The 24,718-nt window shown below is 63.2% G+C and carries 26 protein-coding genes; 9 read left to right on the top strand and 17 right to left on the bottom strand.

Annotation, left to right across the window (positions count from 1 at the left end; translation table 11 throughout):
- Position 1 precedes the first annotated feature (1 nt).
- Positions 2-667, top strand: a complete 666-nt coding sequence (locus MAAFP003_RS14995; RefSeq protein ID WP_096291171.1) for a nitroreductase family protein — start codon at positions 2-4, stop codon at positions 665-667.
- Positions 668-729: 62 nt separating this feature from the next.
- On the opposite strand, the gene MAAFP003_RS14990 is transcribed toward MAAFP003_RS14995, so the two are convergent.
- Together MAAFP003_RS14990 and MAAFP003_RS14985 are read right to left on the bottom strand one after the other, a co-directional pair.
- A complete protein-coding gene (locus tag MAAFP003_RS14990) occupies positions 730-1,347 on the bottom strand; it encodes a sigma-70 family RNA polymerase sigma factor (RefSeq protein ID WP_096288132.1) in 618 nt (205 codons plus the stop codon).
- Positions 1,348-1,491: 144 nt separating this feature from the next.
- Positions 1,492-2,409, bottom strand: coding sequence for a LysR substrate-binding domain-containing protein (locus MAAFP003_RS14985; RefSeq protein WP_096288130.1), 918 nt, complete (start codon positions 2,407-2,409; stop codon positions 1,492-1,494).
- Between the two features lie 248 nt (positions 2,410-2,657).
- Here MAAFP003_RS14985 and MAAFP003_RS14980 point away from each other — a divergent pair, with 248 nt between their 5' ends.
- On the top strand, positions 2,658-3,200 hold the full coding sequence (locus MAAFP003_RS14980; RefSeq protein ID WP_243394055.1) for a carboxymuconolactone decarboxylase family protein: 543 nt from the start codon (positions 2,658-2,660) through the stop codon (positions 3,198-3,200).
- Between the two features lie 51 nt (positions 3,201-3,251).
- Here MAAFP003_RS14980 and MAAFP003_RS14975 read toward each other — a convergent pair whose 3' ends face one another.
- The 3 genes from MAAFP003_RS14975 to MAAFP003_RS14965 form a co-directional block, all read right to left on the bottom strand.
- The gene (locus tag MAAFP003_RS14975) at positions 3,252-4,307 is read right to left on the bottom strand and encodes a CobW family GTP-binding protein (RefSeq protein ID WP_243394054.1); all 1,056 of its coding nucleotides are present in this window, start codon (positions 4,305-4,307) and stop codon (positions 3,252-3,254) included.
- 568 nt (positions 4,308-4,875) lie between these two features.
- Positions 4,876-5,664, bottom strand: coding sequence for an SDR family NAD(P)-dependent oxidoreductase (locus MAAFP003_RS14970; protein WP_096288126.1), 789 nt, complete (start codon positions 5,662-5,664; stop codon positions 4,876-4,878).
- Positions 5,661-6,128 carry a nuclear transport factor 2 family protein gene (locus tag MAAFP003_RS14965; RefSeq protein WP_096288124.1) on the bottom strand — a complete coding sequence of 156 codons (468 nt, stop codon included), beginning with the start codon at positions 6,126-6,128 and terminating at the stop codon, positions 5,661-5,663. Before MAAFP003_RS14965 ends, MAAFP003_RS14970 begins: the two co-directional genes overlap by 4 nt.
- A 112-nt stretch (positions 6,129-6,240) precedes the next feature.
- Here MAAFP003_RS14965 and MAAFP003_RS14960 point away from each other — a divergent pair, with 112 nt between their 5' ends.
- A complete protein-coding gene (locus MAAFP003_RS14960) occupies positions 6,241-6,927 on the top strand; it encodes an IclR family transcriptional regulator (protein WP_096288122.1) in 687 nt (228 codons plus the stop codon).
- Positions 6,928-7,068: 141 nt separating this feature from the next.
- Here the strand turns inward: MAAFP003_RS14960 and MAAFP003_RS14955 are convergent, their stop codons facing one another.
- A complete protein-coding gene (locus tag MAAFP003_RS14955; RefSeq protein WP_096291169.1) occupies positions 7,069-7,854 on the bottom strand; it encodes an SDR family NAD(P)-dependent oxidoreductase in 786 nt (261 codons plus the stop codon).
- 110 nt (positions 7,855-7,964) lie between these two features.
- On the opposite strand from MAAFP003_RS14955, the gene MAAFP003_RS14950 reads away from it, so the two are divergent.
- On the top strand, positions 7,965-8,555 hold the full coding sequence (locus tag MAAFP003_RS14950; RefSeq protein WP_096288120.1) for a TetR/AcrR family transcriptional regulator: 591 nt from the start codon (positions 7,965-7,967) through the stop codon (positions 8,553-8,555).
- Positions 8,556-8,677: 122 nt separating this feature from the next.
- Here MAAFP003_RS14950 and MAAFP003_RS14945 read toward each other — a convergent pair whose 3' ends face one another.
- From MAAFP003_RS14945 to MAAFP003_RS14930, 4 genes are all read right to left on the bottom strand, one after another.
- Positions 8,678-9,715 carry an SGNH/GDSL hydrolase family protein gene (locus MAAFP003_RS14945; RefSeq protein ID WP_243394053.1) on the bottom strand — a complete coding sequence of 346 codons (1,038 nt, stop codon included), beginning with the start codon at positions 9,713-9,715 and terminating at the stop codon, positions 8,678-8,680.
- Positions 9,716-10,003: 288 nt separating this feature from the next.
- Entirely contained in the window at positions 10,004-10,636 is a 633-nt protein-coding gene (locus MAAFP003_RS14940; RefSeq protein WP_096291168.1) for a stage II sporulation protein M, read from the bottom strand.
- Positions 10,637-10,821: 185 nt separating this feature from the next.
- Positions 10,822-11,067, bottom strand: coding sequence for a hypothetical protein (locus MAAFP003_RS14935; protein WP_096288116.1), 246 nt, complete (start codon positions 11,065-11,067; stop codon positions 10,822-10,824).
- A gap of 135 nt (positions 11,068-11,202) precedes the next feature.
- Positions 11,203-11,769 (bottom strand): dihydrofolate reductase family protein, encoded by a 567-nt coding sequence (locus MAAFP003_RS14930; protein WP_096288114.1) that lies wholly within the window; start codon positions 11,767-11,769, stop codon positions 11,203-11,205.
- Positions 11,770-11,890: 121 nt separating this feature from the next.
- On the opposite strand from MAAFP003_RS14930, the gene MAAFP003_RS14925 reads away from it, so the two are divergent.
- Entirely contained in the window at positions 11,891-13,576 is a 1,686-nt protein-coding gene (locus MAAFP003_RS14925; RefSeq protein WP_096288112.1) for a GMC family oxidoreductase, read from the top strand.
- A gap of 130 nt (positions 13,577-13,706) precedes the next feature.
- Positions 13,707-14,534 carry a DUF1906 domain-containing protein gene (locus MAAFP003_RS14920; protein WP_096288110.1) on the top strand — a complete coding sequence of 276 codons (828 nt, stop codon included), beginning with the start codon at positions 13,707-13,709 and terminating at the stop codon, positions 14,532-14,534.
- A gap of 27 nt (positions 14,535-14,561) precedes the next feature.
- Here MAAFP003_RS14920 and MAAFP003_RS14915 read toward each other — a convergent pair whose 3' ends face one another.
- Positions 14,562-15,170 (bottom strand): LGFP repeat-containing protein, encoded by a 609-nt coding sequence (locus MAAFP003_RS14915; protein WP_096288108.1) that lies wholly within the window; start codon positions 15,168-15,170, stop codon positions 14,562-14,564.
- A 172-nt stretch (positions 15,171-15,342) separates the two neighbouring features.
- Here MAAFP003_RS14915 and MAAFP003_RS14910 point away from each other — a divergent pair, with 172 nt between their 5' ends.
- Positions 15,343-15,657 (top strand): hypothetical protein, encoded by a 315-nt coding sequence (locus MAAFP003_RS14910; RefSeq protein ID WP_096288106.1) that lies wholly within the window; start codon positions 15,343-15,345, stop codon positions 15,655-15,657.
- A gap of 25 nt (positions 15,658-15,682) precedes the next feature.
- Here the strand turns inward: MAAFP003_RS14910 and MAAFP003_RS29175 are convergent, their stop codons facing one another.
- From MAAFP003_RS29175 to MAAFP003_RS14895, 4 genes are all read right to left on the bottom strand, one after another.
- Complete coding sequence (locus MAAFP003_RS29175) at positions 15,683-15,823, bottom strand: hypothetical protein (protein WP_165796410.1); 141 nt, start codon at positions 15,821-15,823, stop codon at positions 15,683-15,685.
- Positions 15,824-15,905: 82 nt separating this feature from the next.
- Positions 15,906-18,056 carry an EAL domain-containing protein gene (locus MAAFP003_RS14905; protein ID WP_096288104.1) on the bottom strand — a complete coding sequence of 717 codons (2,151 nt, stop codon included), beginning with the start codon at positions 18,054-18,056 and terminating at the stop codon, positions 15,906-15,908.
- Positions 18,057-18,234: 178 nt separating this feature from the next.
- Positions 18,235-20,508 (bottom strand): putative bifunctional diguanylate cyclase/phosphodiesterase, encoded by a 2,274-nt coding sequence (locus MAAFP003_RS14900; RefSeq protein WP_096288102.1) that lies wholly within the window; start codon positions 20,506-20,508, stop codon positions 18,235-18,237.
- 184 nt (positions 20,509-20,692) lie between these two features.
- Positions 20,693-21,013 carry a hypothetical protein gene (locus MAAFP003_RS14895; RefSeq protein WP_096288100.1) on the bottom strand — a complete coding sequence of 107 codons (321 nt, stop codon included), beginning with the start codon at positions 21,011-21,013 and terminating at the stop codon, positions 20,693-20,695.
- 155 nt (positions 21,014-21,168) lie between these two features.
- On the opposite strand from MAAFP003_RS14895, the gene MAAFP003_RS14890 reads away from it, so the two are divergent.
- Positions 21,169-21,990 (top strand): NlpC/P60 family protein, encoded by an 822-nt coding sequence (locus MAAFP003_RS14890; RefSeq protein WP_133160861.1) that lies wholly within the window; start codon positions 21,169-21,171, stop codon positions 21,988-21,990.
- Positions 21,991-22,023: 33 nt separating this feature from the next.
- Here MAAFP003_RS14890 and MAAFP003_RS14885 read toward each other — a convergent pair whose 3' ends face one another.
- Positions 22,024-22,338, bottom strand: coding sequence for a DUF732 domain-containing protein (locus MAAFP003_RS14885; protein WP_243394052.1), 315 nt, complete (start codon positions 22,336-22,338; stop codon positions 22,024-22,026).
- A 235-nt stretch (positions 22,339-22,573) separates the two neighbouring features.
- Between MAAFP003_RS14885 and MAAFP003_RS14880 the strand changes: the two genes are divergently transcribed.
- On the top strand, positions 22,574-23,137 hold the full coding sequence (locus MAAFP003_RS14880; RefSeq protein ID WP_096288094.1) for an FKBP-type peptidyl-prolyl cis-trans isomerase: 564 nt from the start codon (positions 22,574-22,576) through the stop codon (positions 23,135-23,137).
- Between the two features lie 326 nt (positions 23,138-23,463).
- Here MAAFP003_RS14880 and MAAFP003_RS14875 read toward each other — a convergent pair whose 3' ends face one another.
- Entirely contained in the window at positions 23,464-24,687 is a 1,224-nt protein-coding gene (locus MAAFP003_RS14875; protein ID WP_096288092.1) for a type III PLP-dependent enzyme, read from the bottom strand.
- Positions 24,688-24,718: the final 31 nt, after the last annotated feature.

Below are 24,718 nucleotides of genomic sequence, written 5' to 3'. Positions count from 1 at the left end.
CATGGAGTTGTACGACGCTATGCGTTCTACCGCGGCAGTGCGCGAATTCACCGACGACCCGCTTCCCGATGACGTTCTCGAACGCATCCTGGATAACGCGCGCTTCGCACCGACCGGCGGCAACCGGCAAGGCGTGCGCGTCATCGTGCTGCGCGACCAGGACACCCGGGCTGCGTTGGCTGATCTCGGGCTTACCGCGGCCCGCCGCTATACCGCCCAGCTCGCCAACGGCGAGTCACCATGGAACCCGTTGCAGCCGACCAGCTTAGATGCGGCCACGATCGAGGCGGCGCAGGTGCCTGCTCAGATGTCGGCGCCGTTTCGTGAGGCGCCGGTCGTGTTGATGTTCCTGGTCAATCTCGGCGTTGTCGCCGCGACCGACCAGGATCTCGATCGCATCGCGGTGGTACCCGGTGCCTCGGTGTACCCGTTCGTGTGGAACGTGTTGCTGGCCGCGCGCAATGAAGGATTTGGCGGAGTGCTGACAACGATGGTTGTCGCCGAGGAGCCACGGGCGAAAGATCTTCTCGGCATCCCCGACTCGTATGCCATTGCCGCACTGGTGCCGTTGGGCAAGCCGGTACGTCAAGTTTCGAAGTTGCGACGCCGGCCGGTCTCGGAGTTCGCTACCTGTGACCGGTTCGACGGAGCCCCCTTCGTCGGCTAGTCGGTTGTTCTCTCAAGAGAAAGGGCAACCGGGATTTGGGGCAGGTTGTTGCCTGCCGGCTATTAGGCTGCGACCACCACGTCGTCGCCTCCGCGGATGTATCGTTGCTCAATCGCGAAGTCCGTCAATAGCTTTCGCATGTTTTTGCGCCCTCGGTGGATGCGAGACATGACTGAACCCAGTGGTATGTTCAGGATTTCGCCGATTTCCTTGTACCGGAAGCCTTCGACGTCGGCGTAGTAAACAGCCAGCTGCTGCGATTCTGGAAGCTGCTGAAGTGCCTGGCGGACCTCGGGATCGCCGATCGAATCGAGCACTACGGTCTCAGTCGACAATCGTCCCGCCATCGACTGTGCGGGTCCCGCGGGAAGCAGAAAGTCGCTGATGTCGCCGGCCAGCCACTCCGTTGGACGACGTTTGGCGGTGCGGTAGTGATTGATTCGCGTGTGGTTCATGATCGTGAAGAGCCATGCGCGTAGGTTCGTGCCTTCCCTGAAGGATCCAAATCCGACATATGCCTTGATCATGGTTTCCTGGACGAGGTCCTCGGCGTCGGCGTGGCTTTGGGTATACCTGCGTGCCGCACGGAATAGCTGATCCCGCAGCGGAATGACGTCGCGTTCGAATCGCGTTGCGAGATTATCGAGCTGGGGGCTTCGCGGCGACGGCGACATGATCATCAACCTCGTAATCTCTGAGCTCGGTTGTGTCTCTTCATCAGAGCAACCAAGGATCATCGTGTCCAATGAATGGTTATGATCCGACCCATCAAAATTGGAGATGACGGTTCGAGCAGCCTACGGAAAAGCGAATAGGACCGCTGGCTAAGGCAATTGGGCTGCCGACTGCTGGCCTGGTCGCGCTGCCGACGCCAGGATCAGCTCGGCGAGCTTAGCGGCGGCCGGCGAGACCCGCGTCGGCCCGCTCATGGCGAGATAAATCGGCCACACGATCTCTGGCTGCAGCGGCACCGCCCGGAGGTCCGGAAAGCGGCCGGCGTCGCTGGCGGGCATGAACATGGTGCCCAATCCGTGCTGCACCAAACTGGATGCGACCCCGTAGTTGACCGCCGCTTCGTATCGGGTGCGCGCCGCGATGCCGGCCGCCGTGAATGCGTTCTCCACGATGCGGCGCAGGCCGAATTCGGCGGGGAAACCGATCAGGTTCTCGTGGGCAAGCTCAATGATGCCGACGCGGTCGCGCTGTGCCAAATGATGATCGGCCCTGCAGACAAAGACCATCGGCTCCTCGGCCAGCAGCCGCATGTCAATACCCGTCGGGAAGCGGTCCGGAGCGGAAACGAAGGCAAGGTCGAGCGTGCCGTCGGAGATAGCGGAGAGATGCGGCATCGAACCCGATGGGCTCAGTCGCAGAATGATCTGCACCTGGGGATAGGTGCGGTGAAATTCCCCCAGTACCCGCGGGACGTCCAGCGCCCCAAAGGATACGAGTGAACCCACTTCCACGGTGCCGGACAGCTCACCGAGGTAGTCGTTGATTGAGTCCTTGGCGAGCCGGGCGCTGTGGACGATGCGGCGTGCATGCTCGCGAAACAGCTCGCCCGCCGGCGTCAGTTTGATCTGTTGCTTGGACCGATTGAACAGCTCTACGCCGAGTTCCCGCTCCAGCTTGCTGACTGACGTGGACAGGGCGGATTGGACGACGTGGACCCGCTGTGCCGCGCGCGAGAAGTTCATTTCGTCCGCCACAGCGATGAAGTACTCGAGCTGACGTAGTTCCATCCCGCACACCCTGTCAATGGAGTTGAGGAACATGTCAGTTGTCATCGGTCGGCCTGACGCTGTGCGCATGCTCCAACGAGATGTAACACTCGTCAAGCTGCATTGCGTGCGCTGCCGATCCTTCGGGATTCCTGCCGAAGCGATGATTGACGCTGGCTGGCGGAATGGCGATACTCCAGGGGCCCAGACAGGTGCACATAGGAGACGATGCAGTGACGCGAATCGCGCCTTCCGCAGCCTTTGCCGAGATGCCGACTGAAGACCTCGGTCAAGGGGATCGGATCAACCTCGGCGTTGCCTCCATCGTCAGTCGCCTGCCCGCGGCCGCCGAGGCCCTGGGCGCGTTGACCGCTGCGCTGCGCAGCAACGGGAGTTTGTCGCCGCGGCTCCTTGAATTGGTGCGGCTGCGGATCGCGTTTTTCAACCAGTGCCGAAGCTGCATCGCGGTGCGCTACCAAAGCGCCATCGATGACGGGCTCGACGAGGACGCGGTCTGCTCGCTGGAGCGGCCCGCCGACGCGGACAATCTTTCGGACGCCGAGCGATCGGCTCTGCGCTTCGCCGAGTTGTTCGCGACCAACCACCTCGCCATCGATGACGTGGTCTACGACGAGTTGCGCAAGCACTTCAGCGAAGATCAGTTGGTCGAACTCGGTCTGCACTGCGCAATTGCGCTGGGAGTGGGGCGGCTCTCCGCGACGTGGGACGTCAGTGACGATCTGCCGGAATCGAACGGATCGTCCGAGCGCTTGGCGCCCTGGAACTCCGCGTCCGTCGTCGCGACTGGTTAGACTATAAACGTCACTGTGACGTAATACGTTGGGGCGCTGGCTTTTTCACTGTCACAGGCTGCGTCGGCGATACAGCCTGAGGCGGTGAATATCGGCAAGAGCCGCCGGGCCGGTGACCGGTCGCAGCGCGATCTCAAGCCGAGCTCGGACAGCATCGGTGTCCAGGCCGAGTCCGATCGCCACGAGGCAGTTGGGTGATGCGCCGGGCGGTGCTTTCGCGATGTGGATCGACGTGCCGACCAGATTGACCGCAAAGATGGGTGTGGATTTTCCGCAACTCATGACCACCGCGCCCTTGATTCGATAGGCCCCGGCAGGCGGATCCTCAAGTAAGTCGATCAGCGCGCCGGGGTCGATTTCGCCCTGGCTCGTCGCGGTGACCGACTCGGCGTGCGAGCTGTCGTGGCCATGGGCGACAGGGTCGGTCGTGGCATCGACGAATAGATCGCGCAACGATAGCTGGCCCGTCACCTCGGGCGTTTCCGCTACGTCATACAGCAGTGCGGGATCGACTCGGCCACCGACTGCTCCGACGACGGTCGCACGTGGGTTACGTTCTCGCACGCGGCGTTCCACCCGCTCGATGGTCGCGGCTCGATCTTCGCGGGGGAGTCGGTCGAGTTTGTTGACGACGACGAGAGAGGCTACCCCGTAGCGGGCCGGTGAGGTATGGCCGACGTCGACGGTTTCGAAGTGGGTCACGGCGTCGACGACATCGACAAGTCCGCCGTAGCGCACCCCAGGGACTTCGCTGAAGCCGATAATCCGCGCGACCGACACGGGCTCAGCCAGACCGCTGGCCTCGACGATGACCGCGTCCAGATTCAGCCGGGGGTCGGCGAGCTTGGTCAAAGCCTCGTCGATACCGCCGTCATCCGGCAGGCAGCAGATGCAGCCGCCGGCGATCGAGGCGGGCTCGTCGATCTGCCCGGTCACCAGCATGGCATCGACGTTGAGCTCACCGAAGTCATTGATAATGACCCCGATTCGCGCTCCGGGACTGCGGAGCACGTGATTGAGCAGACTCGTCTTGCCGGCGCCGAGATGGCCCGTCAAGCAGATCACAGGGATCGCTCGCACATTGTCCTTCCGGTCCCACGATCGCATCGTTTAAGCGTAATGCTAATGATTTTCAATAAGCCGTCACGAGGCGGGCCCGGCCGATTGGGTGGACGCTCCGAATTGCGTTGCCGCCCAAATATATTCGTCACAGTGACGTATTGCCGGCACCCAGCGGGGAAGGGGTGGGACCGGCTGCGGGGCCCGCTACTGGGCCGAGACGTCGGCTCCCGGCTATCGGTTGTAGCAATGGGCCGTGGGGGCAGTGTCGCATCCGTGGCTCAGCGACGCTGCCTACGGACGGAAGAATTCGTCACAGTGACGTTTCGGGGGGGTGATCTCTCGTCCGGACGGGGCAATGGGTAACCCGGCTGCGGAGTGTGGCGCTGGCAGCACATGAGTCATCTCAGCGTCGGCCATCCGCTGCGCCGCTAGCCGCCATCGATCGTCCGTGGGCTGGGTAGCGCCGACCGTCGAGGGGCCTTCATGGGGAACCTCGAGCCCGGCCCTCGGCGACGATCCCAGTCGAGCTCGGCCGATGGCTTATGCCGATAAGCGACATTATGTCAAGTCGGGTACGCCCGTATTACCCGCATCGGCCACCTTGACTCTGCAGTCATTGTTTGGTCGGCGCGTCCAGGTCGGGCGCCCACAACGCACCGTTGATGTGGCTGCCGCCATCGACGAAGAGGGTGTTCCCGGTGAGATATCTGGATTCGTCGCTGGCCAAAAAGACTGCTACAGGGGCGATATCGTCGTAAGAATCGCCTAGTCGACCCATGGGATTGGCGGAATCTGCGAGCGCTTCTATCTCAGGGTTGTGATCAATAGCGCGGAAGAATGCCTGGCTCTTGGCCGCCGGGCACAACGCGTTTACCGTCACGCCGGTAGGTGCCCATTCCCGCGCCGCAGTTCGGGTAAGGGCACGCAACGCTTCTTTGGCGGCGTTGTATTCCAGAGTGCCCATGTGAGCGTTGACGCCGTTAAGGCTGCACATATTGATGATGCGACCCCATCCGGCTGATTTCATGTGCGGATAGACGGACCGCATCGCCCAGAACGGCCCGTAGTACCCCACCGCGATACCGAGCATCAATTGTTCGTCGGTTTTCTTCTCGACTCTGCCGATTGCGCCACCACCCCAGGCGTTGTTCACCAAGATGTCGACCGCTCCGAATTCGCTCACCGTGTGCTGCACCGCCTTCTCCACGTCCGCCTTGTTAGAGACGTCGGTTCGTACGAAGACGCCGTTGATTGCGCTGGCGACGCGGCGGCCTGCGTTCTCGTCAAGGTCGGCGACGACGACCCTAGCGCCCTGGTCGGCGAAACGTCGGGCCACGCCCTCGCCGATGCCAGCACCGGCGCCCGTCACCAGCGCCACCCTGCCGTCCAACGGGTTGCTCATTCCCCCATCACCCCGCTGGCGAGCAGTGTTCTGGGCTCTGCCGTCCCGTCGACCGCCTTGGTGACTCGCTGCGTTATCTGCCAGCGATTGTCGATGCGCCGCAGACGAAAATGGTTCGCACCCGCCCGCATGACCGCGAAGCGCTCACCGGTGTGCACGATCAGGATCGATTCGCATACCGCCACTGCGCGGTCGCCACGGAGGGTGACCACTGCGGGCCCCAGGAAGTGGCAACAACCTCGATTGACCAAATTCTGGTGCTGTTCGGACCGCACCATGGCGGCGACGTCCTCACGGCAGCGCATCTGCCAGCCTTCGACCTCATAACTTCCTTCGACAGCCCAGAGTCGTGCTGTCGCTTCGGCTTCGGCGGAGTCGACGAGTGGGCCGTAGGAAGCGATGAGTCGCTCGATTGCCCGCTCATCTTCAATTTTTACCAGTCGGTCATGCAGGTCGACGTGCATTCGGTCTGTCACCAGTTCTGTTTAGCCGGTGTACGGCCTGTTGGGCTATTGCGTCTCGAACAACGGAACAACTACAGTCCAGTAGAATCAATTCTACCTACGGAGAGGCGCCATGTCGGTGGTCGATCGCTTCACCTCAATCATCGACGTGTTCGACGACAGCACCGTGGGTCTGACGCTCGATGAGGTTGCCGTCCGAGCGGAGTTGCCGCGGTCCACTACATACCGCTTCCTGCACCAACTAATCCGCCAGGATTGGGTCACATACTCCGAACGCGCTTACCGACTCGGCGGCCGAGCTCTGAACTGGGGAGCTGGCGCCGCAGCTGACCTCAATCTGCGGTCGGCCGCGGCACCGGTACTTCACAGTCTGCAGGTTGGCACCGGTGCCGTGGTCCAACTCGGGGTGCTACACGGCCGACATATCATCCACATCGATAAGCTCGGTGGCCCCAGTGTGTCCACCGGCGTCGGATCCCGTTTACTTGCAACAGATTCTGCTCTTGGGCTTGCAATTATCGCCGGACGCGCCTGGGACCAAGCAGATTACATGCCGGGGGTTGACCTGCTGCAGATTCGACGCGATGGCGTGGTGGCCTGCCGCGAGAGCCGCGACCCTAGCTTCGTCTCAATTGCGGCAGCTGTCGACCATCGGTCAGCGATCGGTCTGGTTGTCACCCATCCGGCATCACCTCGCCGATATCGCGGAGTGCTCCTGCGTGCCGCCGCCACAATCCGCGGCGCCCTAACCTCGTCGGTCGACGGTGTCAGCGGTCTGAGCCGGGGCTCGAGCCGGTGATCATCGGTGAGCGCATCACACTCGCACCAGTCGATCGCCTGTTCGCTATCGAAGAGATCAAGCGGGTTTTCGCAGATCGCCTTACGGAACTACCACGCATCGGCGGGTGTTCTCCCCGACGCCAGGACCATGCATGACTCGTCAGCTGTCGTGCGATGAACTCATAAGTCGTGACATCATCCGGTGCGCGCCCAACACGACTTTCGTTCGGTCCATGCCGTTGCGGCGTTCGACATCCGCTGCGTTGTCACCGGCGATGTGCACCGGTCCGCGCGCTAGATTCTCCAAGCCTTCGCGAGCTACCACGGCGGGATCGGCGACGCGCAGGCCCGGGACGTCGAAGTTCAATCCGACGCGCTCCATCGCCGGGGTTCGTGTGACGCCCAGAACCAACTCGAGTACGTGAACGTTGTGTTCGCGCAACTCCAGCCAGAGGCTCTCGGCGAAGATTCGGCCGAATGCTTTGACACCCCCATAGACGCTGTGACGCATCGAGCCGACATAGCCCGCCATCGAGCCGACTAGCAGGATTCCACCCCGCCGATGGGCACGCATGGGCCGCCCGAAATGCTGAACCAGAGCCATCATCGTACGGATGTTGAGATCGATCACCTGGGCGAAGTCAGACAGGTCGCCGTCGAGCAGGTCCGCGCTGCAGGTATTGGCGCCGGCGTTGTAGATGAGCAATCCCACTTCGCATTCTGCGGCGGTCTCGGCGATTCGCGTAGGAGCTTCAGTGGAGGTCAGATCGATTGCCAGGGTCCGCACTTCAACCCCGAGGTCTCGGCAAGTCTGCGCCGCGCACTCGAGCGGCCCATGCTTTCGTGCGATTAACACCAGATTAATGCCCTCGCCGGCCAGTAGTCGCGCGAACTCCGCCCCGACTCCTTCGGAGCCGCCTGCGATCACTGCCCAGGGACCGTACATTTCGAGCCGATTCACAGGTCGATACTGGCCGACTAGGCGACGATTGCAAGCTTCGTCTCGTATACCGACATAGCCGCGACTGTCCCACTGGGTGCTTTCATACTTGAGGCATGCCACGCATCGGCCAGCCGCGCCTACCTGTTGCGCCTGTTAACAGCGAGCAAGTCGCTCGCCGTGACGCGATCTTGTCTGCCGGAGCACGCCTCGCTCGATCCAAGGACCTCGATTGCATCAGCGCCCAGGAAATAGCCGCCGAAGCGGGGGTGGCGCTGCGTACGCTGTATCGGTATTACCCGTCGAAGTACCACGTATTCGCCGAACTGCTCACCACCCAGATTGACACGATCAAGCTGCCCGAAAGCAGATCCGGCTCAGCGGTAGCGGAGTTTATGGCCGAAGCGTGCCGAAACATGCTCAGGCACAAACATCTTGCGGGTGCAATGATCATCTCCACGCAGGCCGTACGCGCACAAAGCAAGGCCTCGGGGTATCACGCTATGCGGGATGTCATTCTTCAGGTCGCTGGAGTGCGAGTCCCCACAGAGGACCAGATTCAAGCTGCACGACTCGTCGAGCAAGTGACCTTCGGCGTGCTCATGTGGACGGTGGGCGGAGAACTCGACACCGAGCAAGCTATCGCCGATGTCCGTTTGGCCTGCCGACTGCTTGTTGCTGATGTGTTTCCGGAGCAAGAATCATGATCAGGCCCAAGCCGATGACGATAGAAGGCTTGGCTCCATGCCGATGATGTTGCAAGCCTGTCTTGGGTCGGCTCCCGGGTGGCATCGCTTAGCGATTCCCGACAGGCGATACGCGATGCCGACTATGTCCGATCAGTCATCATGTCCGTCAAGGCTGGCCGCAGCATCGGGATGAGAGTCGACGCGGCAAACCGCTCCCCGATGAGCCGATGTGTGGTCGCGTCCGGATGGAGCTGATCAGGTAGCGGATGAATTGCTTCGTCAGCCGGTCCGTAGAGCGTCAAACCGTTGACATAGTGGATCAACGAGTCGTCGTCACGTCTTCGCGCGACGATGGCGGCGAGCTGGTCACGGATGTGGCGCAGGGTCAATCGGCCCAAGCCGTCCAATCGCGTTGCCTCGGCCGGATCGCCCGTCGCGATGAACCGAACCCTGCCGTGCGCCAGCGCTTCGACATCGAAAGCGCCTGGGCCCGGGGTTATTTCGTGGATCGGGCAGTACAGTGGGCCGACGACGACGAGCGGCGTCCGGGGATGCCCGTCGCGAATGGTGTCGAGGAATCCATGCACAACAGGCCCAAACGCCCGCTGCCGCATCAGGTCGGCATTGACAAGATTGATGCCCAGTTTCACGGATACGACGTCCGCGGATTGGTCGCGAATGGTCCTGGCGACAAACGGATCGAGCAGCGCGCTACCGGAGAGTCCGAGGTTCGTCAGTTCCACACCGGCCAGCGCCGCAGCGATCGCCGGCCACGTGGTACTCGGGCTAGCGGCATTCGAGCCCTGGCTGATCGAACTGCCGTAGTGCACCCAGCGTTTCCGGGAGCTGGACAAGGGCTCGACCGCTGCGTCGGTGCGCAGCGCGACCAGCTCGATCCTCTCGTAGTGCGGCAACCAGATCTCGACGTCTTTCGCGCGAGGAGCTAGGCCGCCGAAACGGATGGTCGCGGTCGGACCCGATTCCCGTCGGCTCGCGCCGGTCACCGGGTCGAACCGCACCGTGTCGCCCTCGTACGTCGGCGCCTGAGCTGTCAGTCGATCGTCGATGACGAGATCAACGGTGCCGTCGGGCCGCTCGGGAACGCCGCTCAAAACGACTCGCGTGCGATGCAATTCGAGCTCGATCGCGGACGCAGCCGTCCGGAATGCCACCCGCACTCCGGAGGGCTGCGACTCGGCCCCGAGTAGCTGTGGGTCGTCACACTGCGCACGGGCACGAGCCGGGAGTCTGTGCGGCAACCAGCCCCGCCGGGTGCGCTCGAGCTCAGCGAGCCCGCGCAATAGCTCAGCCCCAATCTCATGGTGAATCAGTAGAGCACCTCAACCATCCCGTTCGATCCTATTTTCCTGTGGGCCAATGGCTTTGATGCATGGTCGACGCCGGCGCGGTACTTCTCCCCCGTTGTTGCGCGGATCGCACAGCGTCACCTGGCCATAGCCAAGGTATTACCGGCACAAGAGCCATTCGGCCAGCGGGTGCACGAAATAGCGCAACGAGAACGCCTCGTACACCGCGCCGACGACGAGCAAGGCCAGGGCCGGCATTGCCAGCCAGCCGAGGTCCTGCAGCCCGCGCAGGTAGCCCTGCCGGCGGTTTTCGGCTCCGACGGTCCGTGGGCCGACCCAGGACTTGCCGAGCAGGTAGGCACCCAACAGCAGCAGTATGTAGGCCTGGAACTCGACGAGCAGCGTCAACGAGTGCGGGATAAGGGCCACCCAGCCGATGTCGTTCGGCGGGACGAGCGTCATCCCCGTCGTCAACGCCCAGTAGGCGAACAGTGCGATGCCCGCGAACGGCACGATCATCGACGGCACGACGATGGTCAGTGCACCCATCTTCAGCGTGTTCACCCCGAGAATCGTCACTGCGAACAGCCAGGGATGTGTGATCAGTGATTGGACGAGATCGGCTGTGCCGTCCCGCTGTAACCGCGTGTGCTGGGCCTGGCTCAGTTGCGGGAAGAACAGACCGAGGCAGAAGCCGACTAGAAACAAGCCGTAGGCAGCCGCATTGGCCACCAGGTAGACCTTGGCGTTCGCGCCGACGATACGAAACGGACGCCACCGTCGGACGGGCATGCCGACCTTTCTCGTGAGATGTTCAGACGCCAGTACGCCGCGAGCGGACAGGGCGCTGACGGTGGTGTGCCGGCAATGGCTGTTTATCGGCTGGCGGTTCGTGGTCAGCTGCCCCTGCTGCTGATTACCGTCGGGTTGGGGCGATCGCCGCAGGGCCGCCGCCACACCTCAAAAACGGATGACTGCTAGCCCATTGTCAAGATCGCGACCGCGGCGACGCTGATCACCGCCATCAGGGCCACCAGAATCACCGTGATCGACGCGCGCACGATCTCTTCTTCGGTGAGTCGCCAGCGCGGCTTTAGTTCGACCACAACGGAATCCCCAAAACCTGCCTTCGCGTTCACTTTTGCGACTGCCAAAAGGACATCGGCATGCGCGTCGTCCGGATCTATCTCGACTCGGTCGTACGCGGCGATTGCGGTCGTCATATCAGTCCCCCGGGCTTGCGGACGCCATAGGCGTTATTGCAGGGCCGAAAGCTTCGGCCTTCTTGTATATCCAAAGATAAGAGTGCGAGATCACGTTTCCGGTAACGATCCCTAACGGTCACGGCACACGGTCGATCAGTCGTGGATGGCCTCGTATCTCAGCAGGACCGTGCCGCCCGGGAAGGTGCGGTTCTCCAATAGTCGCAGCGAAGTCCACGACGGCAGCCTTGGGAAGAACGGGGTGCCGCCGCCCACGGCCGAGGGCGCCACCACGATCCGGTACTCGTCCACCAGTCCGGCCTGCACGATCGGTGCGGCTAGCGTCGCGCCGCCCACCTCCAGCGTGCCGGGGGTTTCGGCTTTCAGTTTCGTTACCACCTCGACCGGGTCGCCGCGTTCCAGGCGGGAGTTCCAGTCGACGGATTCCAGGGTGCGCGAAAACACGACCTTGGGCATTTCGCGCCAGATGTGGGCGAAGTCGACGATCAGCGGGGTGGCGTCCGGCGCCTTGTCCGCGGTCGGCCAGTACGCGGACATCAGTTCGTAGAGCCGGCGACCGTAGAACGATAGGGCGGTCTCCCGCTCGAAATCGTTCCAATACTGGTGCAATTCTTCGCTCGGCTCAGACCAGTCGATATTGCCCTGCGCGTCGGCGATGTACCCGTCCACCGACACGTTGAAGCCATAGATGAGTTTGCCCATGCGGATAAGACTGCACCGGAGGGTGAAACTCATCGCGACACCAACAGTTTTCAGATGTCGAGGCTCAAGCGCAGGGCACACTGAGGAACACCCATCCGACACTTGGAGGACCGATGCCGGAATGAGCCCGGTTGCCGAATTTGACTTCATCATCGTGGGAGCAGGCAGTGCGGGTTGCCTGCTCGCCAATCGGCTCAGCGCCGACCCCGATCGCCGTGTGCTCCTCATTGAGGCCGGCGGTGAAGATGACTGGTTCTGGATCAAGATCCCGGTGGGCTATCTGTACACAATGGCCAACCCGCGCACCGATTGGTGTTTGACGACCGAGCCCGAGCCAGGTCTGGCCGGCCGCAGCATTCTCTACGCGCGGGGCCGGGTGATCGGCGGCTGCTCGTCGATCAACGCGATGATCCACATGCGCGGACAAGCCAGCGATTACGAGCTGTGGGCGCAGGCTACCGGCGACGAGAGATGGCTTTGGGGTGGCGCGGACCGTCCGGGCCAGACGCTGGCGATCTACAAAGAGTTGGAAAACTACTTCGGTGGCGCCGACGAGTGGCACGGCGCAAGTGGTGAGATCCGCGTCGAGCGGCCGCGGGTGAGCTGGAAGATCTTGAACGCCTGGCAGGCCGCTGCCGCGCAGGTGGGCATCTTTCCAATCGAGGAGTTCAACCGGGGCGACAACGCCGGCAGTGCGTACTTTCATGTCAACCAACGGCGCGGCCGTCGCTGGTCTATGGCTGATGCTTTCCTGCATCCCATCACCCATCGACCCAATCTCACCGTCTATACACGGACCCAGGCTTTGCGGCTTCTGATGGACAACCAGGTCGACGTCGATCAGCGTCGCGGTGCCTGGACCACGGCGCAGCGTCGAGTCACGGGAGTGCAGTTGCTCCGGGGCGGCCAACTCGTCGACGTCCGAGCGTGCCGGGAGGTGATCCTGAGCGCCGGAGCTGTCGGCTCACCGCACCTGATGCAAGTCTCGGGTCTGGGCCCGGGCGGCCTGCTTGCCCAGCATCAAGTGCCGGTGGCGGTCGACCTGCCGGGCGTGGGCGAAAACCTGCAGGACCACCTGCAGCTGCGATCGGTCTACCGGATCCGGGGTGCCCCGACCGTCAACACGCTGTACCGGAATTGGATCACCCGCGCGGGCATGGGACTTCAGTACCTGCTGCTGCGATCGGGACCCATGACCATGCCGCCTTCCACCTTGGGGGCCTTCACCAAGAGTGACCCCACGCTAGGCAGTCCCGATCTGGAGTGGCATGTGCAGCCCTTGTCTTTGGCGAAGTTCGGCGAGCCCCTGCACCCGTTCGCAGCGATCACTCCCTCGGTCTGCAATCTGCGACCCAGCTCGCGTGGCCAGGTGCGTATGGCCAGTGCAGATCCATTGACCAATCCGAAGATTCTCTGCAATTACCTGTCGACTGACGCCGATCGCAAAACCGCCTTGACCGGCCTGCGGATGACCCGGCAGATCATGGCGGCGCCTGCTCTGGCGCGCTACGGCCCGCAGGAGTTGCTTCCCGGCCCGCAACTGGTCAGCGACGAAGAGCTGCAGCAGGCGGCCGGTGAACTCGGTACAACGATTTTCCACCCGGTGGGCACTTGCGCGATGGGAGCCTTTGACGCACAAGGCCGGCCGCGGTCGGCAGCCACGGTGCTCGACACCGACTGCCGGGTGTATCGCGTCGCCGGCCTTCGAGTGGTCGATGCTTCGGCTATGCCCACCATCACTTCCGGTAACACAAACGCGCCGGTGATGCTCATTGCCGAGCGTGCGGCGCGGGCGATCGTGGGGTAAGCCTTTCCGCCGCATGCCCTTTCGTGGGGATAGCCAAATGGTCACCGGTTGGTATCTATTTGGGAATGCACCCGCGTTTCGGCTGGCGCAGGTCTATCCGTAACAACAATCACATCGTTAACATCGCGCGGTGCACATTTTGCCCCCGACGGCCAGTACCGTGCGACCGCGTGTCGTTTCCCGGCGCGACGCGCTGCGCTACGCTGCCGCGGTGGCCGGCGTGGCTGCCGCATCAGTCGCCTGCGGCCTGCCCACGGCAGCTGCCGCCGCTCCCCCGCAACTGATTGACTTTGCCGCGCACCAGATTCCGGCGCAGCAGATTCGCGCTGCCGGCTATAGCGGGGTGGTCAACTACGTTTCGACGTCGCGTCCCGGCTCATCGTTTGGCGCCAAGCCGATCACTCGGTCCTATGCCGACTCGTTGAAAGCCGCAGGTCTGGTGATCGTCAGCAACTACCAATACGGCAAGCCGGGTAGCTCGGCACCGTCGGACTTCACGCGGGGCTATGCCGGCGGCATTGCGGACGGGCGCACCGCCTGGCAGCTGCACACCGCCGCGGGCGGCGGCGAGAGTGCGCCGATTTTCTTCACCATCGACGAGGACATCAATCGCGACACCTGGAATCACACCGCGCTGCAATGGTTTCGCGGAATCAACTCGGTTCTCGGCGTCCAACGCACCGGCGTCTACGGAGGCGTCAGGGTGTGTCAGTGGGCCGCGGACGACGGCGTCGTCGGGTCTTCGAGCACACCTGGCCGCCGGTGGCTCTGGCAAACTCGAGCCTGGTCCGGCAGTCAGGTTCACCCCGCCGCTGTTCTCTACCAGCGCGTGGTGAGTACCGCCTCCAATCCCGGGCCGAAGGTCGGCGGACTCGAAGTCGACGTCAACGACGTCCTGGCCCCCGACTGCGGACAGTGGAACCTCCACGCGGGTCGACCAAGCGGCGACGTGCGGTAGGCGCGAGACCGCAGACCGCGATTCGAATTAGAGCCCGGACGGTACGACCTTGCCGTTGACCGTCACTTCGACCTGACCGGTTGTGGGGTTGTACTCGATCTTGCCGTGCTCGAAGGTCGAGACGAGCAGATCGCCGACGGTGTTCACGTCGCTGGTCGGTAAACCGAGCGGACCCGCCGAACCGTTCGTGCCGGTGGTCGCGGGTGCGCCGTCGGGGTCGCGCGGGATATTCCAGGCCTCCCGGATCTTGCCCGTGGTGATGTACGCAGGCGCGCCGACCTGGTCATTCTTCGCGGTGATCACGCCACCCTGAAACTGTTGGAACACCAGGCCACTCGGCCGTGTGCCCGCATTGCGGTCACCGGTCAGAGGCGTGCCGAGAGCCTTCTTCTGATCATCGGTTGCCGACGCGTACTTGGCCGCGATCGGGCCGGTCAGGGTCACCTCGACGCCGCCCTCCCCGACGAGCTTCACCTCGGTGGGCTGCGTCGGGGCCTTCGACGTGGAGGTCGCGTTCACACTGGTCTGCGGCGGTGCCGACGCGTCGACGCCCTTGCCATTGCTGCAGCCGGCAGTGATCAGCGCGACCGCGGTCAGGCCGACGACTGCCGCGCGGCGGCATGCGATCGTTCTCATGGTTTTCCTCTCAATAGCCTCAATAGCCGAACCTGACTGCGCGATCGCGGATTCGTAGCCCCGAACGAACTTACAATGCCGCCCGCGCCGTCGATCTGGCACCATAGAACTTCCGGGCCGGCAGGCGCACTAGACCGCTACCGCCAATGGCGGCCGGCGCAAAGGAGTTTCGGTGGGCCTATTCAGAAGGAAGAAGCTTCCCGCTGACGCCAAGGTCTATTACTCCACTCCGTTTGGTGATACCAAGGACGGCAAACAAAAGCCGTTCTTGCTGGAACGCGACGGCGTTTGGTTCATGCCCGTTTTTCGCAGTGTGGATGCGATGAAGGCGTTCTACGACCGAACGAATCGAGCCGGGTACCTGATCCTCGAGGGTGATGTAAAGACGGTGTTGGAAACCAACCGCTCAATCGAGCTGATGAAAAACGTGGGAATCGTCATTGAACCCTTGAGCGAGCATCCGGTTGAGATCACGCCTGACACCTGACGGAGGCTGAGCCGCGACTCCCGCGTCAGCATTCGATTACCGTCAACGAGCCATGGTTGAGGTCGCTGGTGACGTAGGCAAAATGCGTCGTCGGATCGACGGCGATGGCGAGCGGACTGTTACCGACGGCCAGTATTCCGGTGACGATGCGCCGAGTGGTGTCCACCGCCGTAGGTTTCCGCCCTGGCGGCCGAAGCTGCTTCGGGTTATCGCCGCTAAAGATGCTGTCCCGCAGCAGGATTACACCGCTAAGAGCGCGCGCCGGGTTGACCGGCGGGGAGCTGAAAGCCGCCGATTCGGCGGCGCCGCTGCTCGTACATGACCTGATCGGCGCGCTCGAGGACGGCATCTATGGATCGGCCATCTCCCGGTCTGTGTGCGGCGGAGCCGATCGTCAGAACGACAGAGATCGCGGTGCCGTCGGCGAGCGTAATCGGTGTCCTTTGCACCCGGTCTGTTATTCGGTTGGTGAGGCGCGTGAGCGCGCGATCGTCAATGGCGTTGGTGATAACCAGGAATTCGTCGCCACCCCAGCGGGCGACCAGATCATCATCCGCGACGGCCGAGAGTAGCCGATCGGCGACCTCGATCAGCAGTTCGTCGCCGGCTCGGTGGCCGCGTCGGTCGTTGACGGACTTGAATTGCTCGATGTCGCAGAACAGAATGCCGTAGCCCGCGTCCGCCGCGTCGAGCTGCTCGAGCTGACTCCAAGCAGCCGAGCGGTTGGCGATCTTCGTGAGGGTGTCGGTGGTGGCTTGGCGGGCCAACTCGGCCTCTCGCATGCGATCCGCGGTGACGTCGAGGATTTGTGAGACGAAGCAGCGAGGCTGGTTTCGATGGCCTTGCACGAGCACGGCGGTGAGGTCGCACCACACGATGCGTCCGTCGGCGGCGACGTAGCGCTTGTCTATGCGGTAACTGCGGCGGCGGCCCGCGAGGCACTCAGCGAGCAGAGCCAGGTCGGCATCCAGGTCCTCGGGATGCGTGATTTCCTGGAAGGTCAGGTCTGCCAGGGCGTTTCGGCTGTAGCCGAGCATCGTTCGCAGTGCCCGGTTGGTGCGCTGGAACGAGCCGTCGAGGCCGACAATGGCCATGCCGATCGGTGAATGCGTCAGCGCCAGCTCGAACCGTCGTTCCCCTAGCAGGTCGAGAACAGCGAAGGGCTGGTCGACCGGTTCGGCGACGGCAGAGCAGGCCGCAAAACCGTGAGAGTGGGACTGGGGCCTGCTGAGGTGGTAACCCTGCGCCCAGAGGATGCCGGCCGCACTGGCCGCGTCCAGTTCGCCCTGGGTTTCCACCCCTTCGGCGATTACGGTCGCGCCGATCTGCGCCGCCAATTCCGCGATGGATTGAGCCAGCCTGCGCCGGGCGTCGTCGGCATCAATGTTGCGCGTGATGGACTGATCGATCTTGATGAATTCTGGTGCCAACTCCAATACGTGAGAAAACGAGGAGAACCCGGCGCCCACGTCGTCGACCGCCACCCGCATACCGCGTGCCCGGCATTCTTCGAGCACGTCGTCGAGAGCGTCGTAATTCTCGACCGCATCATGCTCGGTGATTTCCAGGACCAGACGTGACGGGTCGACCTCGGCGAGCAGCTCGGGCCAGGGAGTCAGCAGCACCGCCGATGGAGAGATGTTCACCGCGACGAACACGTCTTCGGGAAGCTGCGGCAGCAGCGACAAGACACGCGCGATGACCGCGGTCTCCAACTCGATGTCCAAGCCCAACAGCGCTGCTTGGCCGAAGACGAGATCGGGGCGAAAGGGTTCGCACGGGAAGCGCGCGAGCGCTTCGACGCCGACCACTTCGCCGGTCGACACATCGTGCACCGCTTGGAAGATGACCTCGAAGTCACGCTCGGCGACCACGCGGCGGATCCCTTCGCGCTGTTCGGCACGGACATTCGTCGTATCCGCCGGCAATTCCAGCAGGGCGCCGATCAGGTCGGCCATCTTGTTGACGATTTGTAGGTCGATGTGAGCCAGGTGCGGTTTAGGGTGCTGGCTCACCGCACACACCATCCCGACGGTGGAGCCGCCCGGGCCGTGTAAGGGGATGCCTACATAAGCACCCAAACCCATTTCGCGTGTTCTGGGCAGGACGGAAGCGGTTCGATCGGCCGACGTGTCCGGGATGACGGCGGGCAGCCGCCCATCGATAACCCGCACGCCATACGACCCAGACAACGACGATCGGTCTCCCGGCGTGAGACTCAAGGCTGGGGTGTCGCCGTCGACCAACTCGACTACTTGCATGCCCTGGTGGAACGACGCTATCCACGCCGTGTCGAGACCCAGCCGGCGCCGCAACAGGCCCAGCAGGGTTTGAACCAACGCCTCGGAATTTGCTGGTTCGACGCTTGTTGGGTGCGCACCCTGGCCGTTGGCCCCCATAGCGACATGGTAATCCGGCATACGGTGTGATCGGGTGGATTCGCGTGCGTGATTGAGTCCTATTGGCGCAGAGCGATTAATCGAGGGTCCAGCTGAAAATGCCCTCGGTAGATTCCACTACCCATGTCGCAGCAGATGTGCCCAGACACTCGGCGTTACTGTTGTGCAGCAACGGTATTCAGTGTCTCGTGGAAGTGATGGCGAGATCGGTTAGCCCGGATGGGGCCCCGAACAAATAGCCTTGTGCCAATCCGCATCCGGCCATGAATACCGTATCCGCCTGCTCGGGGGTTTCGATCCCTTCGGCGATTACCTTGAGCCCCAGTGCTTCGCACAGGCCGATGACCGACCGGTAGAGCGTGAGGTTTCGTTCCGGACCGACGCCGGCCGCGAGTCCACGGTCGAGCTTGACGATTTGCACGGGCAGTTCATGCAGGTAGGTCAGCGAGTTGTAACCGGTGCCGAAATCGTCCAACGCCACGCCGATGCCCAGTTCGTTCAAACGCCTGATAGCGGCGGCTCCGGCGGCGAGATCAACGATGGGGACCGTCTCGGTGATCTCCAGGATGAGTCGATGCGGCGATAGACCATGCCGCGCGAGAATCCGGCTGATGGCACGTTCGAAGTCGACGCTGCCGAGCCGCGCGGCCCCGATGTTGACGTGAACGTCCAACTCGAGGCCTGCCGCTTGGATCTGCGCGCAGGCCTGATCGAGCACCAGTGCGTCGAGTTGTGCCCCCATGCCATTGGCTTCGGCCAGCGAGACGAAAGTTTGGGGAGGAATTTGTATTCCACTCGGTGCCGTCCACCGGGCAAGTGCCTCCACCGCGACCGGCGTGCCGTCGGGGAGGGCCACCAGGGGTTGATACTTGAGCTGAAAGCCTTGCGGCACAGAGCCATTCGCTTGTCGCAGCGCTGTCGTAAAGTCCTCTGAAACGGTGAACGCCGGGCGGTACACCACGGCCGTGTCCTTGCCGAGCCGCTTTCCGGTGTACATCGAGATGTCGGCTTGCCTGAGCAGATCGTCGGAGGTCAACGCACCCTCGTCGTATCCGGGGCGGACCAGGCCCATGCTTGCTCGCACCCGCACCGAAGTCCCATGCACTGAGAACGGACTTCGAAGAGCGACCCGGAGCTGGTCGGCGATCATCTCCGGTGTGTCGACAGCGCTGGCAGTGAGGATGGCGAACTCGTCTCCCCCGATGCGGGCCAGCGTGTCGGGACGGCCGAGGCAACTCTGTAGGCGCGCGCTGATCGCACGCAGCAACTCGTCGCCGGCCGCGTGCCCGAAACGGTCATTGACTTCTTTGAAGTCATCGATGTCGACGAAGATCAAGACGAACGGTCCATCGCGGATCGCTTCATCCAGCCGCTCGGCCAGCAGCAATCGATTGGGTAGCCCGGTCAGCGCGTCGTGGTGAGCCTGATAGGCCAGCCGGCGTTTGGCGTCAACAAGCTGTGCGGTCAGCATCCGCTGCACCTGCATCGCCACCACGTAGCGGGTCGCGACGAGCAACGCCATCGCCAAATAGGTGCTGGCGAAAAGCGCGTCGATTCCCCGTCCGACCAGGACTTGAAAGGTGAGCAGAGCGGTGCTGCCCATGAAGCCCACATAGGGCAGGGTGAGCCGCGCCCAGTTCGTGGCCTGTTCGTCGTCGTGCGGGCGGGGCCTTGGAGGTAGTACGAGCAAGCTCCACACGATGAACAGCGGGGCCAGGACGAATCCGATGCCGACCCACAGATTGAGCGTGGTGACACCGACGCTTTGAAGATAGGCGAGCAACCTGTCCGAGGAGGCGAGGGTAATCACCGCGGCCGCAAGCAGCATGTAGTTCGCCCGGCCCGGCCGGTACGGCGGATACCACATCGCGAGGAGAACCGCGCCCACCACCGTGATCAGCTCGACACCGGCGATCCCCCAGACGACCCCGGTGTTCGTTGACCGCGGCAGCGCAGCGCCGTCCATCGCGCCCAGGCGGGCGACGTACACCAGGTGGCAAAACGCCAGCGTGCTCACCAGTCCGTCGAGGACGGTCGTGATGACCGCCGACCAGCCGCGCGCTGAGGTGGGGACGTCGCAATTACGGCCCGCGCGCACGAGGAGCAGCATCGCCACGCAGAACAAGAGACCGGCCACAAAGTACCCGACGACGGCAGGCGCTGGCGCGGCTCCGCCGGGGTGGGTGCCGCCGACCAGATGCGCGAGAGACTCGGCAGCCAGAAAGGTGGCGATCGCTGACAGCAGCGATACTCGCCACCATCGCGACAGGCCGGACGCCCGGGCCACAACGACGAGCCCGACGAACAAAGCGCCAGCACACAGGGCTGCTTCGAGGACAAACTGCACCCGTTGCGCCGAAGCCGGTCCCCACAGCGCGAGCGCGTTGAACACCGCCGCAGCGATCACGACGGCAGATAGCCCCAACTGCAGGCGACGACCCTGAAACGACAACGCGCCCCCTCTGCCCCGCGGCGTTGAAGCTCAATATCCTCGCAGATTATTTTGACGGCTGGATCGTTATCGCCTGATCAGGTATTTCCGGGGCATTCGCTTCGCAAATTGGCTATTCGGAATTAAACACTGCCTGAGCTCGGCATTGTTTCCGTTGCATTAGTCGCCCCCTCGCCTGCGAGTATCAGCCCGGCGGCGGTACCACCGGCGGACGGCACACGTTGGCTCCCGGATCCCACCACCAGCCGTTGTCGCACGCCAGCGCTTGTGGGCCCACGCCGAGTGGCCGGCAGATGTTGGCCGTCGGATCCCACCACTGGCCCGCGTCACATGCCAACGGTTGCGGCCCGACACCGAGCGGCCGGCAGACCTTGCCCGTCGGGTCCCACCACTGCCCGTCGGCGCAATCGGCCGAACTCACCGCCGGCGCCACGACCGTCGTGGTTGCGATGGTGGCCAGCGTCAGCATGACGACGGCAGCGAGATGGCGAACGCACGTCCTCAATTCGGGTCTCCCCTCGCGGTGTATTCATCATCGAACCGCGCCCCGGTATAGAGGTCAACCCGTCGTCCTGAGGCGGCGGGAAGCGGGTGCTCATCCGTTGTGCCCTCCTAATATTGCTTCGTCAGCGCCGATCATTTGACTGAGCAGGGAGTCCGTTGACCCGTCGAATGAAGCTTCCTATCCCGATGCTGTTCGCCGTCTGCGTAGCCGGTTCGGTTCTCGCCGGCGCCCCGGCCGGAATCTCGCGGGGCGATACCGCTGAGGCCTACCCTTTCTCGTGCACCCGAGACTCGTTGACGGCGGATTTCGGTAGCCGTGACGCGCTGCCGCAAAGCCCTGTTCCGACGTCGGACTGGTACCGCACGGGTGCCGAGGGCCATTACTTGAATCAGGGCTGGGGACCGGCAGCGGACGCGTTGCCGCCGCCGTCCATCCCGTCGGGGGCGGGTTGTGATGCCGGCACGTGGAAGCGGGAACGGATCCTGGCTACGGCGATGCGCTACATCTACGCCCCCGACAATGCGCTGGGGCTGCAATACCGCCACCATCACATTCCCGGCTGGGACCCGCCGGCCTCGACCCATGCCGGTGCTGCCGAGGAGAATCCGGACACCGACAGCCCGAATGAGATTGCCTGGAGCCCCGGGCGAGGCTTGGACTGTTCCAATTTCACTGCGTGGGTCTACAACTACGGTTTGGGCATCAAGTTCAACGGCGATGTCCACCAGCAATACGACGGCAAGGCGGGCCCGATGGGCACTCGTATCCCCAAAGATGGCAGCTTTGTGCCGGGAGACCTAATTTATCTGCATCCCAATGGAACTGAGAGTCAAGCCTCCCACGTGGTCATTTACATCGACGACCAACACATCATCGACAGCCGTGTGAGTGCCCAGAACGTGATCGGAGTCCAGATTCGAAATCGGCAGGGCTGGTACCGATCCGCTGTCCTCGGTGCGTGGCGGCCGATCGTGTGATGACCGCGAACGATCGTGGGCCCGTTCAGCTGGTCAGGTGCAAAGCGACGGGGCGTCGCACACATTGCCGGGGCAGTACACCGAGTGTGCGGCGTTGACCATCGTTCCGACATCCGGCAGCGTCACGCTGCGCTTGTCCAAGTGTGCGTGTACTTCATCGGCAATCTGTTGTGGCGTCCAACCCCAGGTGAGGTCGTAGCAGATGAGGTGCGCCTCCCCGATGAGTGCCTCTTCCGTCTGCGGCGGCCACGTCAGGCCCACGGCGCGCAACTGATTGAGGTACGCCTCGTCTTGTGGGGTAACGGCATTGGCAGTCGCCGCGCTCGTCACCATTGCAGCGCCAGCCATCATGGGGATCGCGAGTCCAGCAAGCCAGCGAGGTGAAGGCATTTGCTTCCCTTCCGTTCTTTTCCCGTAAGCAAGGGCGCCAGTGCGTGCAAAGCAGCGCAGATATGGAGAATAGCGAATTGCCCGCGCAGTGACTCGTCAAATGGCAACCACCCGACGAAGGGGGCCGGCAACCGCGTCGGGCAGAGCGGTGCACCGCGGGTCCGGCGATGTCGGGAAAGCACGTAGCTGTAGCGTGACGCCGGTGAAGTCTCTCCGGGTGTACTCCTCGATCGTGTTCGCGGCCTGCGCGGCAGTCGTTCCGATGTTCGCTGGATCGGGAACGGCAATCGCGGCGGCCTCGTGCCCCACCGCGGCGCCACCGGCAGGTGGCACACCCGACTGGACGCTGTCAGGGACCACCGGCAGCATCGCCGTCGTTGGACCCACGGATACGACCGCACCCCGGGTGACCGTCACGGCGCCGTTCAGCGTGAACCAGACGCAGGTACACGCGCTGCATGTCGCAGACGGGCCCGTGGTGTCACCGACTGCCAAGGTGTCCGTCTGCTACATGGGGGTCAACGGACGCGACGGGTCCGTGTTCGACAGCAGCTTCGACCGGGGTGCCCCGGTCGACTTCCCGCTTACCGGCGTGGTGCCCGGCTTTCAGAAGGCCATCGCCGGTCAGAAGGTCGGTTCCACGGTCGCCGTAGCGATGGTCCCCGCGGATGGTTATCCGGAAGGCCAGCCCAGCGCGGGCATCCGGCCGGGCGATTCGCTGATCTTCGCGATCAAGATTCTTTCCGCCGCCGGCTGAGCCGTCGGCACTAGATTTGAAAAGCGCTGTGCCGTAACTCCTGTCGCGCGAAACCCAGCGCGCGGGCTGCTGGCCTTTGGTAGCGGATCGTAAAGCACTGCTGTCCAACAGCTTTAGGTTCGCCATAACCGGTCCATGGTTGCTACCGCGTACACGACGTTGATCCCGGCTTCGAGCAGATTCGTCGAAGCGCTGCCAATGAGGCGTTATCACTAAGTGCTGCAACCTCTTTCGATTGCGGTAGCGATGATGCGAGCGTGGCGTGAGCCCAGACGAATACATTCAAGGCGTGCGTTGCTGTCTTGGTGGCCGCGCTCGTGATGGCGTCAACGCCTTCCCGGGCAATAGACGCTGCCCGCAATGGGTTCGACCTCATTGGCCCCTTGCCGCGCCACCACGACGGGAGTGGCCGGGATGCCGTTGAATCTCGATGCCGAGACCATCGTGTAAGCACCCATCAGCGGGCTGACGACCACGTCTCCCACTGCCAGCTGCGGCATTGGGTAGTCACGAGCCACCACGTCGATGCTGTCGCACGTCGGACCGCCCAGGGTGACGGGTTGGTACGGCATCGATCTGTGTCCGTCGAGTTCGCGGAGGGCAAGAATCGGCGGTTCGACGTCAGCCGCCACATTTGAGTAGCTTCCGTACACACCGTCGTCGAGGTAGTGCCACAGTTGACCCTCCCGCGCTGACGTGCCGACGACACTGGTAAGCAGCGTCATGCAGTCGCCCACCAGGAACCGCCCCGGTTCGGCCAGCAGGATGAACTCCGAGCGGCGTGCTCCGAACGCGTCGTCGACGGCCGAAGAGATCGCATCAATCGACGGGATGGGTTCGCGGTAGGTGACCGGAAACCCGCCGCCGATGTTGATAATCCGGGTGTCGGCGCCCAATGTCCGCCGAATGCGGTCGACAAGTTCAAGCGTTGCCCGCACGGCAGCCCGGTACGGCTCGGCCGATGTCGCCTGGCTACCGATATGGAAGCTGAAGCCGGCAAATCCGACTCCAGCGAACATCAGCTGCTCGACCACCAACTCCGCTTGCCCGGGAGTCACGCCGAATTTGCTCGAAAGATCGTATTTGGCAGACGGATTGGGGAACGACAGCCGTACCAGGACCTCGATGTCGCTCGGCCGGCCAATGAATTTCTGGGCCTCCAGTGGATTGTCTACGACGAACGTGCGGATGCCGGCCCGGTAGGCGTAGTCAATGTCAGAAGGCTTCTTGATCGGATGACTGTGAATGCAGCGATTCATCGGCAGTCCCAAGCTGCGAAGCACGTCGATTTCGCCGCTGCTCGCAACCTCAAAGCCGCCGCCACAATCAGCCAGGGCGGTCACGACCGCCGGGTGCGGCAGTGCCTTTACCGCGTAATGCAATGCGAATTCGCGCAAGTGAGTGCTCAGGAGTCGGTACTGCGTCACCACTCGCTGCAGATCGAGTACCAACAGTGGGGTGCCGTGTTCGGCCAGCAGCTGATTCCACCGCTGTGCCGATGCCTGCCGGCGCAGCGAATCACGCAGCTGCGACCGTATAGCGGGATTCATCCTTGAACTCCTCATCGTGCCGGCTGGGGCA

This window comes from Mycobacterium ahvazicum (assembly GCF_900176255.2).
GTDB classification, from domain to species: domain Bacteria; phylum Actinomycetota; class Actinomycetes; order Mycobacteriales; family Mycobacteriaceae; genus Mycobacterium; species Mycobacterium ahvazicum.
The sequence above is the reverse complement of the archived record's forward strand: the minus strand, read 5'-3'. Positions and strand labels throughout refer to the sequence as shown.

Excerpts from the sequence above, each read along its gene's own strand:
- MAAFP003_RS14905 (WP_096288104.1), bottom strand. The coding sequence starts at position 18,056 with ATGGGGGCCAACGGCCAGGGTGCGCACCCAACAAGCGTCGAACCAGCA.
- MAAFP003_RS14985 (WP_096288130.1), bottom strand. The coding sequence starts at position 2,409 with ATGGAACTACGTCAGCTCGAGTACTTCATCGCTGTGGCGGACGAAATG.
- MAAFP003_RS14990 (WP_096288132.1), bottom strand. The coding sequence starts at position 1,347 with ATGATCATGTCGCCGTCGCCGCGAAGCCCCCAGCTCGATAATCTCGCA.
- MAAFP003_RS14950 (WP_096288120.1), top strand. The coding sequence starts at position 7,965 with ATGCCACGCATCGGCCAGCCGCGCCTACCTGTTGCGCCTGTTAACAGC.
- MAAFP003_RS14970 (WP_096288126.1), bottom strand. The coding sequence starts at position 5,664 with ATGAGCAACCCGTTGGACGGCAGGGTGGCGCTGGTGACGGGCGCCGGT.
- MAAFP003_RS14885 (WP_243394052.1), bottom strand. The coding sequence starts at position 22,338 with ATGGCTGGCGCTGCAATGGTGACGAGCGCGGCGACTGCCAATGCCGTT.
- MAAFP003_RS14930 (WP_096288114.1), bottom strand. The coding sequence starts at position 11,769 with ATGGGCAAACTCATCTATGGCTTCAACGTGTCGGTGGACGGGTACATC.
- MAAFP003_RS14975 (WP_243394054.1), bottom strand. The coding sequence starts at position 4,307 with ATGCGATCGTGGGACCGGAAGGACAATGTGCGAGCGATCCCTGTGATC.
- MAAFP003_RS14980 (WP_243394055.1), top strand. The coding sequence starts at position 2,658 with ATGCCGACTGAAGACCTCGGTCAAGGGGATCGGATCAACCTCGGCGTT.
- MAAFP003_RS14995 (WP_096291171.1), top strand. The coding sequence starts at position 2 with ATGGAGTTGTACGACGCTATGCGTTCTACCGCGGCAGTGCGCGAATTC.
- MAAFP003_RS14940 (WP_096291168.1), bottom strand. The coding sequence starts at position 10,636 with ATGCCCGTCCGACGGTGGCGTCCGTTTCGTATCGTCGGCGCGAACGCC.
- MAAFP003_RS14955 (WP_096291169.1), bottom strand. The coding sequence starts at position 7,854 with ATGTACGGTCCCTGGGCAGTGATCGCAGGCGGCTCCGAAGGAGTCGGG.
- MAAFP003_RS14965 (WP_096288124.1), bottom strand. The coding sequence starts at position 6,128 with ATGCACGTCGACCTGCATGACCGACTGGTAAAAATTGAAGATGAGCGG.
- MAAFP003_RS14915 (WP_096288108.1), bottom strand. The coding sequence starts at position 15,170 with ATGAGAACGATCGCATGCCGCCGCGCGGCAGTCGTCGGCCTGACCGCG.
- MAAFP003_RS14935 (WP_096288116.1), bottom strand. The coding sequence starts at position 11,067 with ATGACGACCGCAATCGCCGCGTACGACCGAGTCGAGATAGATCCGGAC.
- MAAFP003_RS14960 (WP_096288122.1), top strand. The coding sequence starts at position 6,241 with ATGTCGGTGGTCGATCGCTTCACCTCAATCATCGACGTGTTCGACGAC.
- MAAFP003_RS14925 (WP_096288112.1), top strand. The coding sequence starts at position 11,891 with ATGAGCCCGGTTGCCGAATTTGACTTCATCATCGTGGGAGCAGGCAGT.
- MAAFP003_RS14875 (WP_096288092.1), bottom strand. The coding sequence starts at position 24,687 with ATGAATCCCGCTATACGGTCGCAGCTGCGTGATTCGCTGCGCCGGCAG.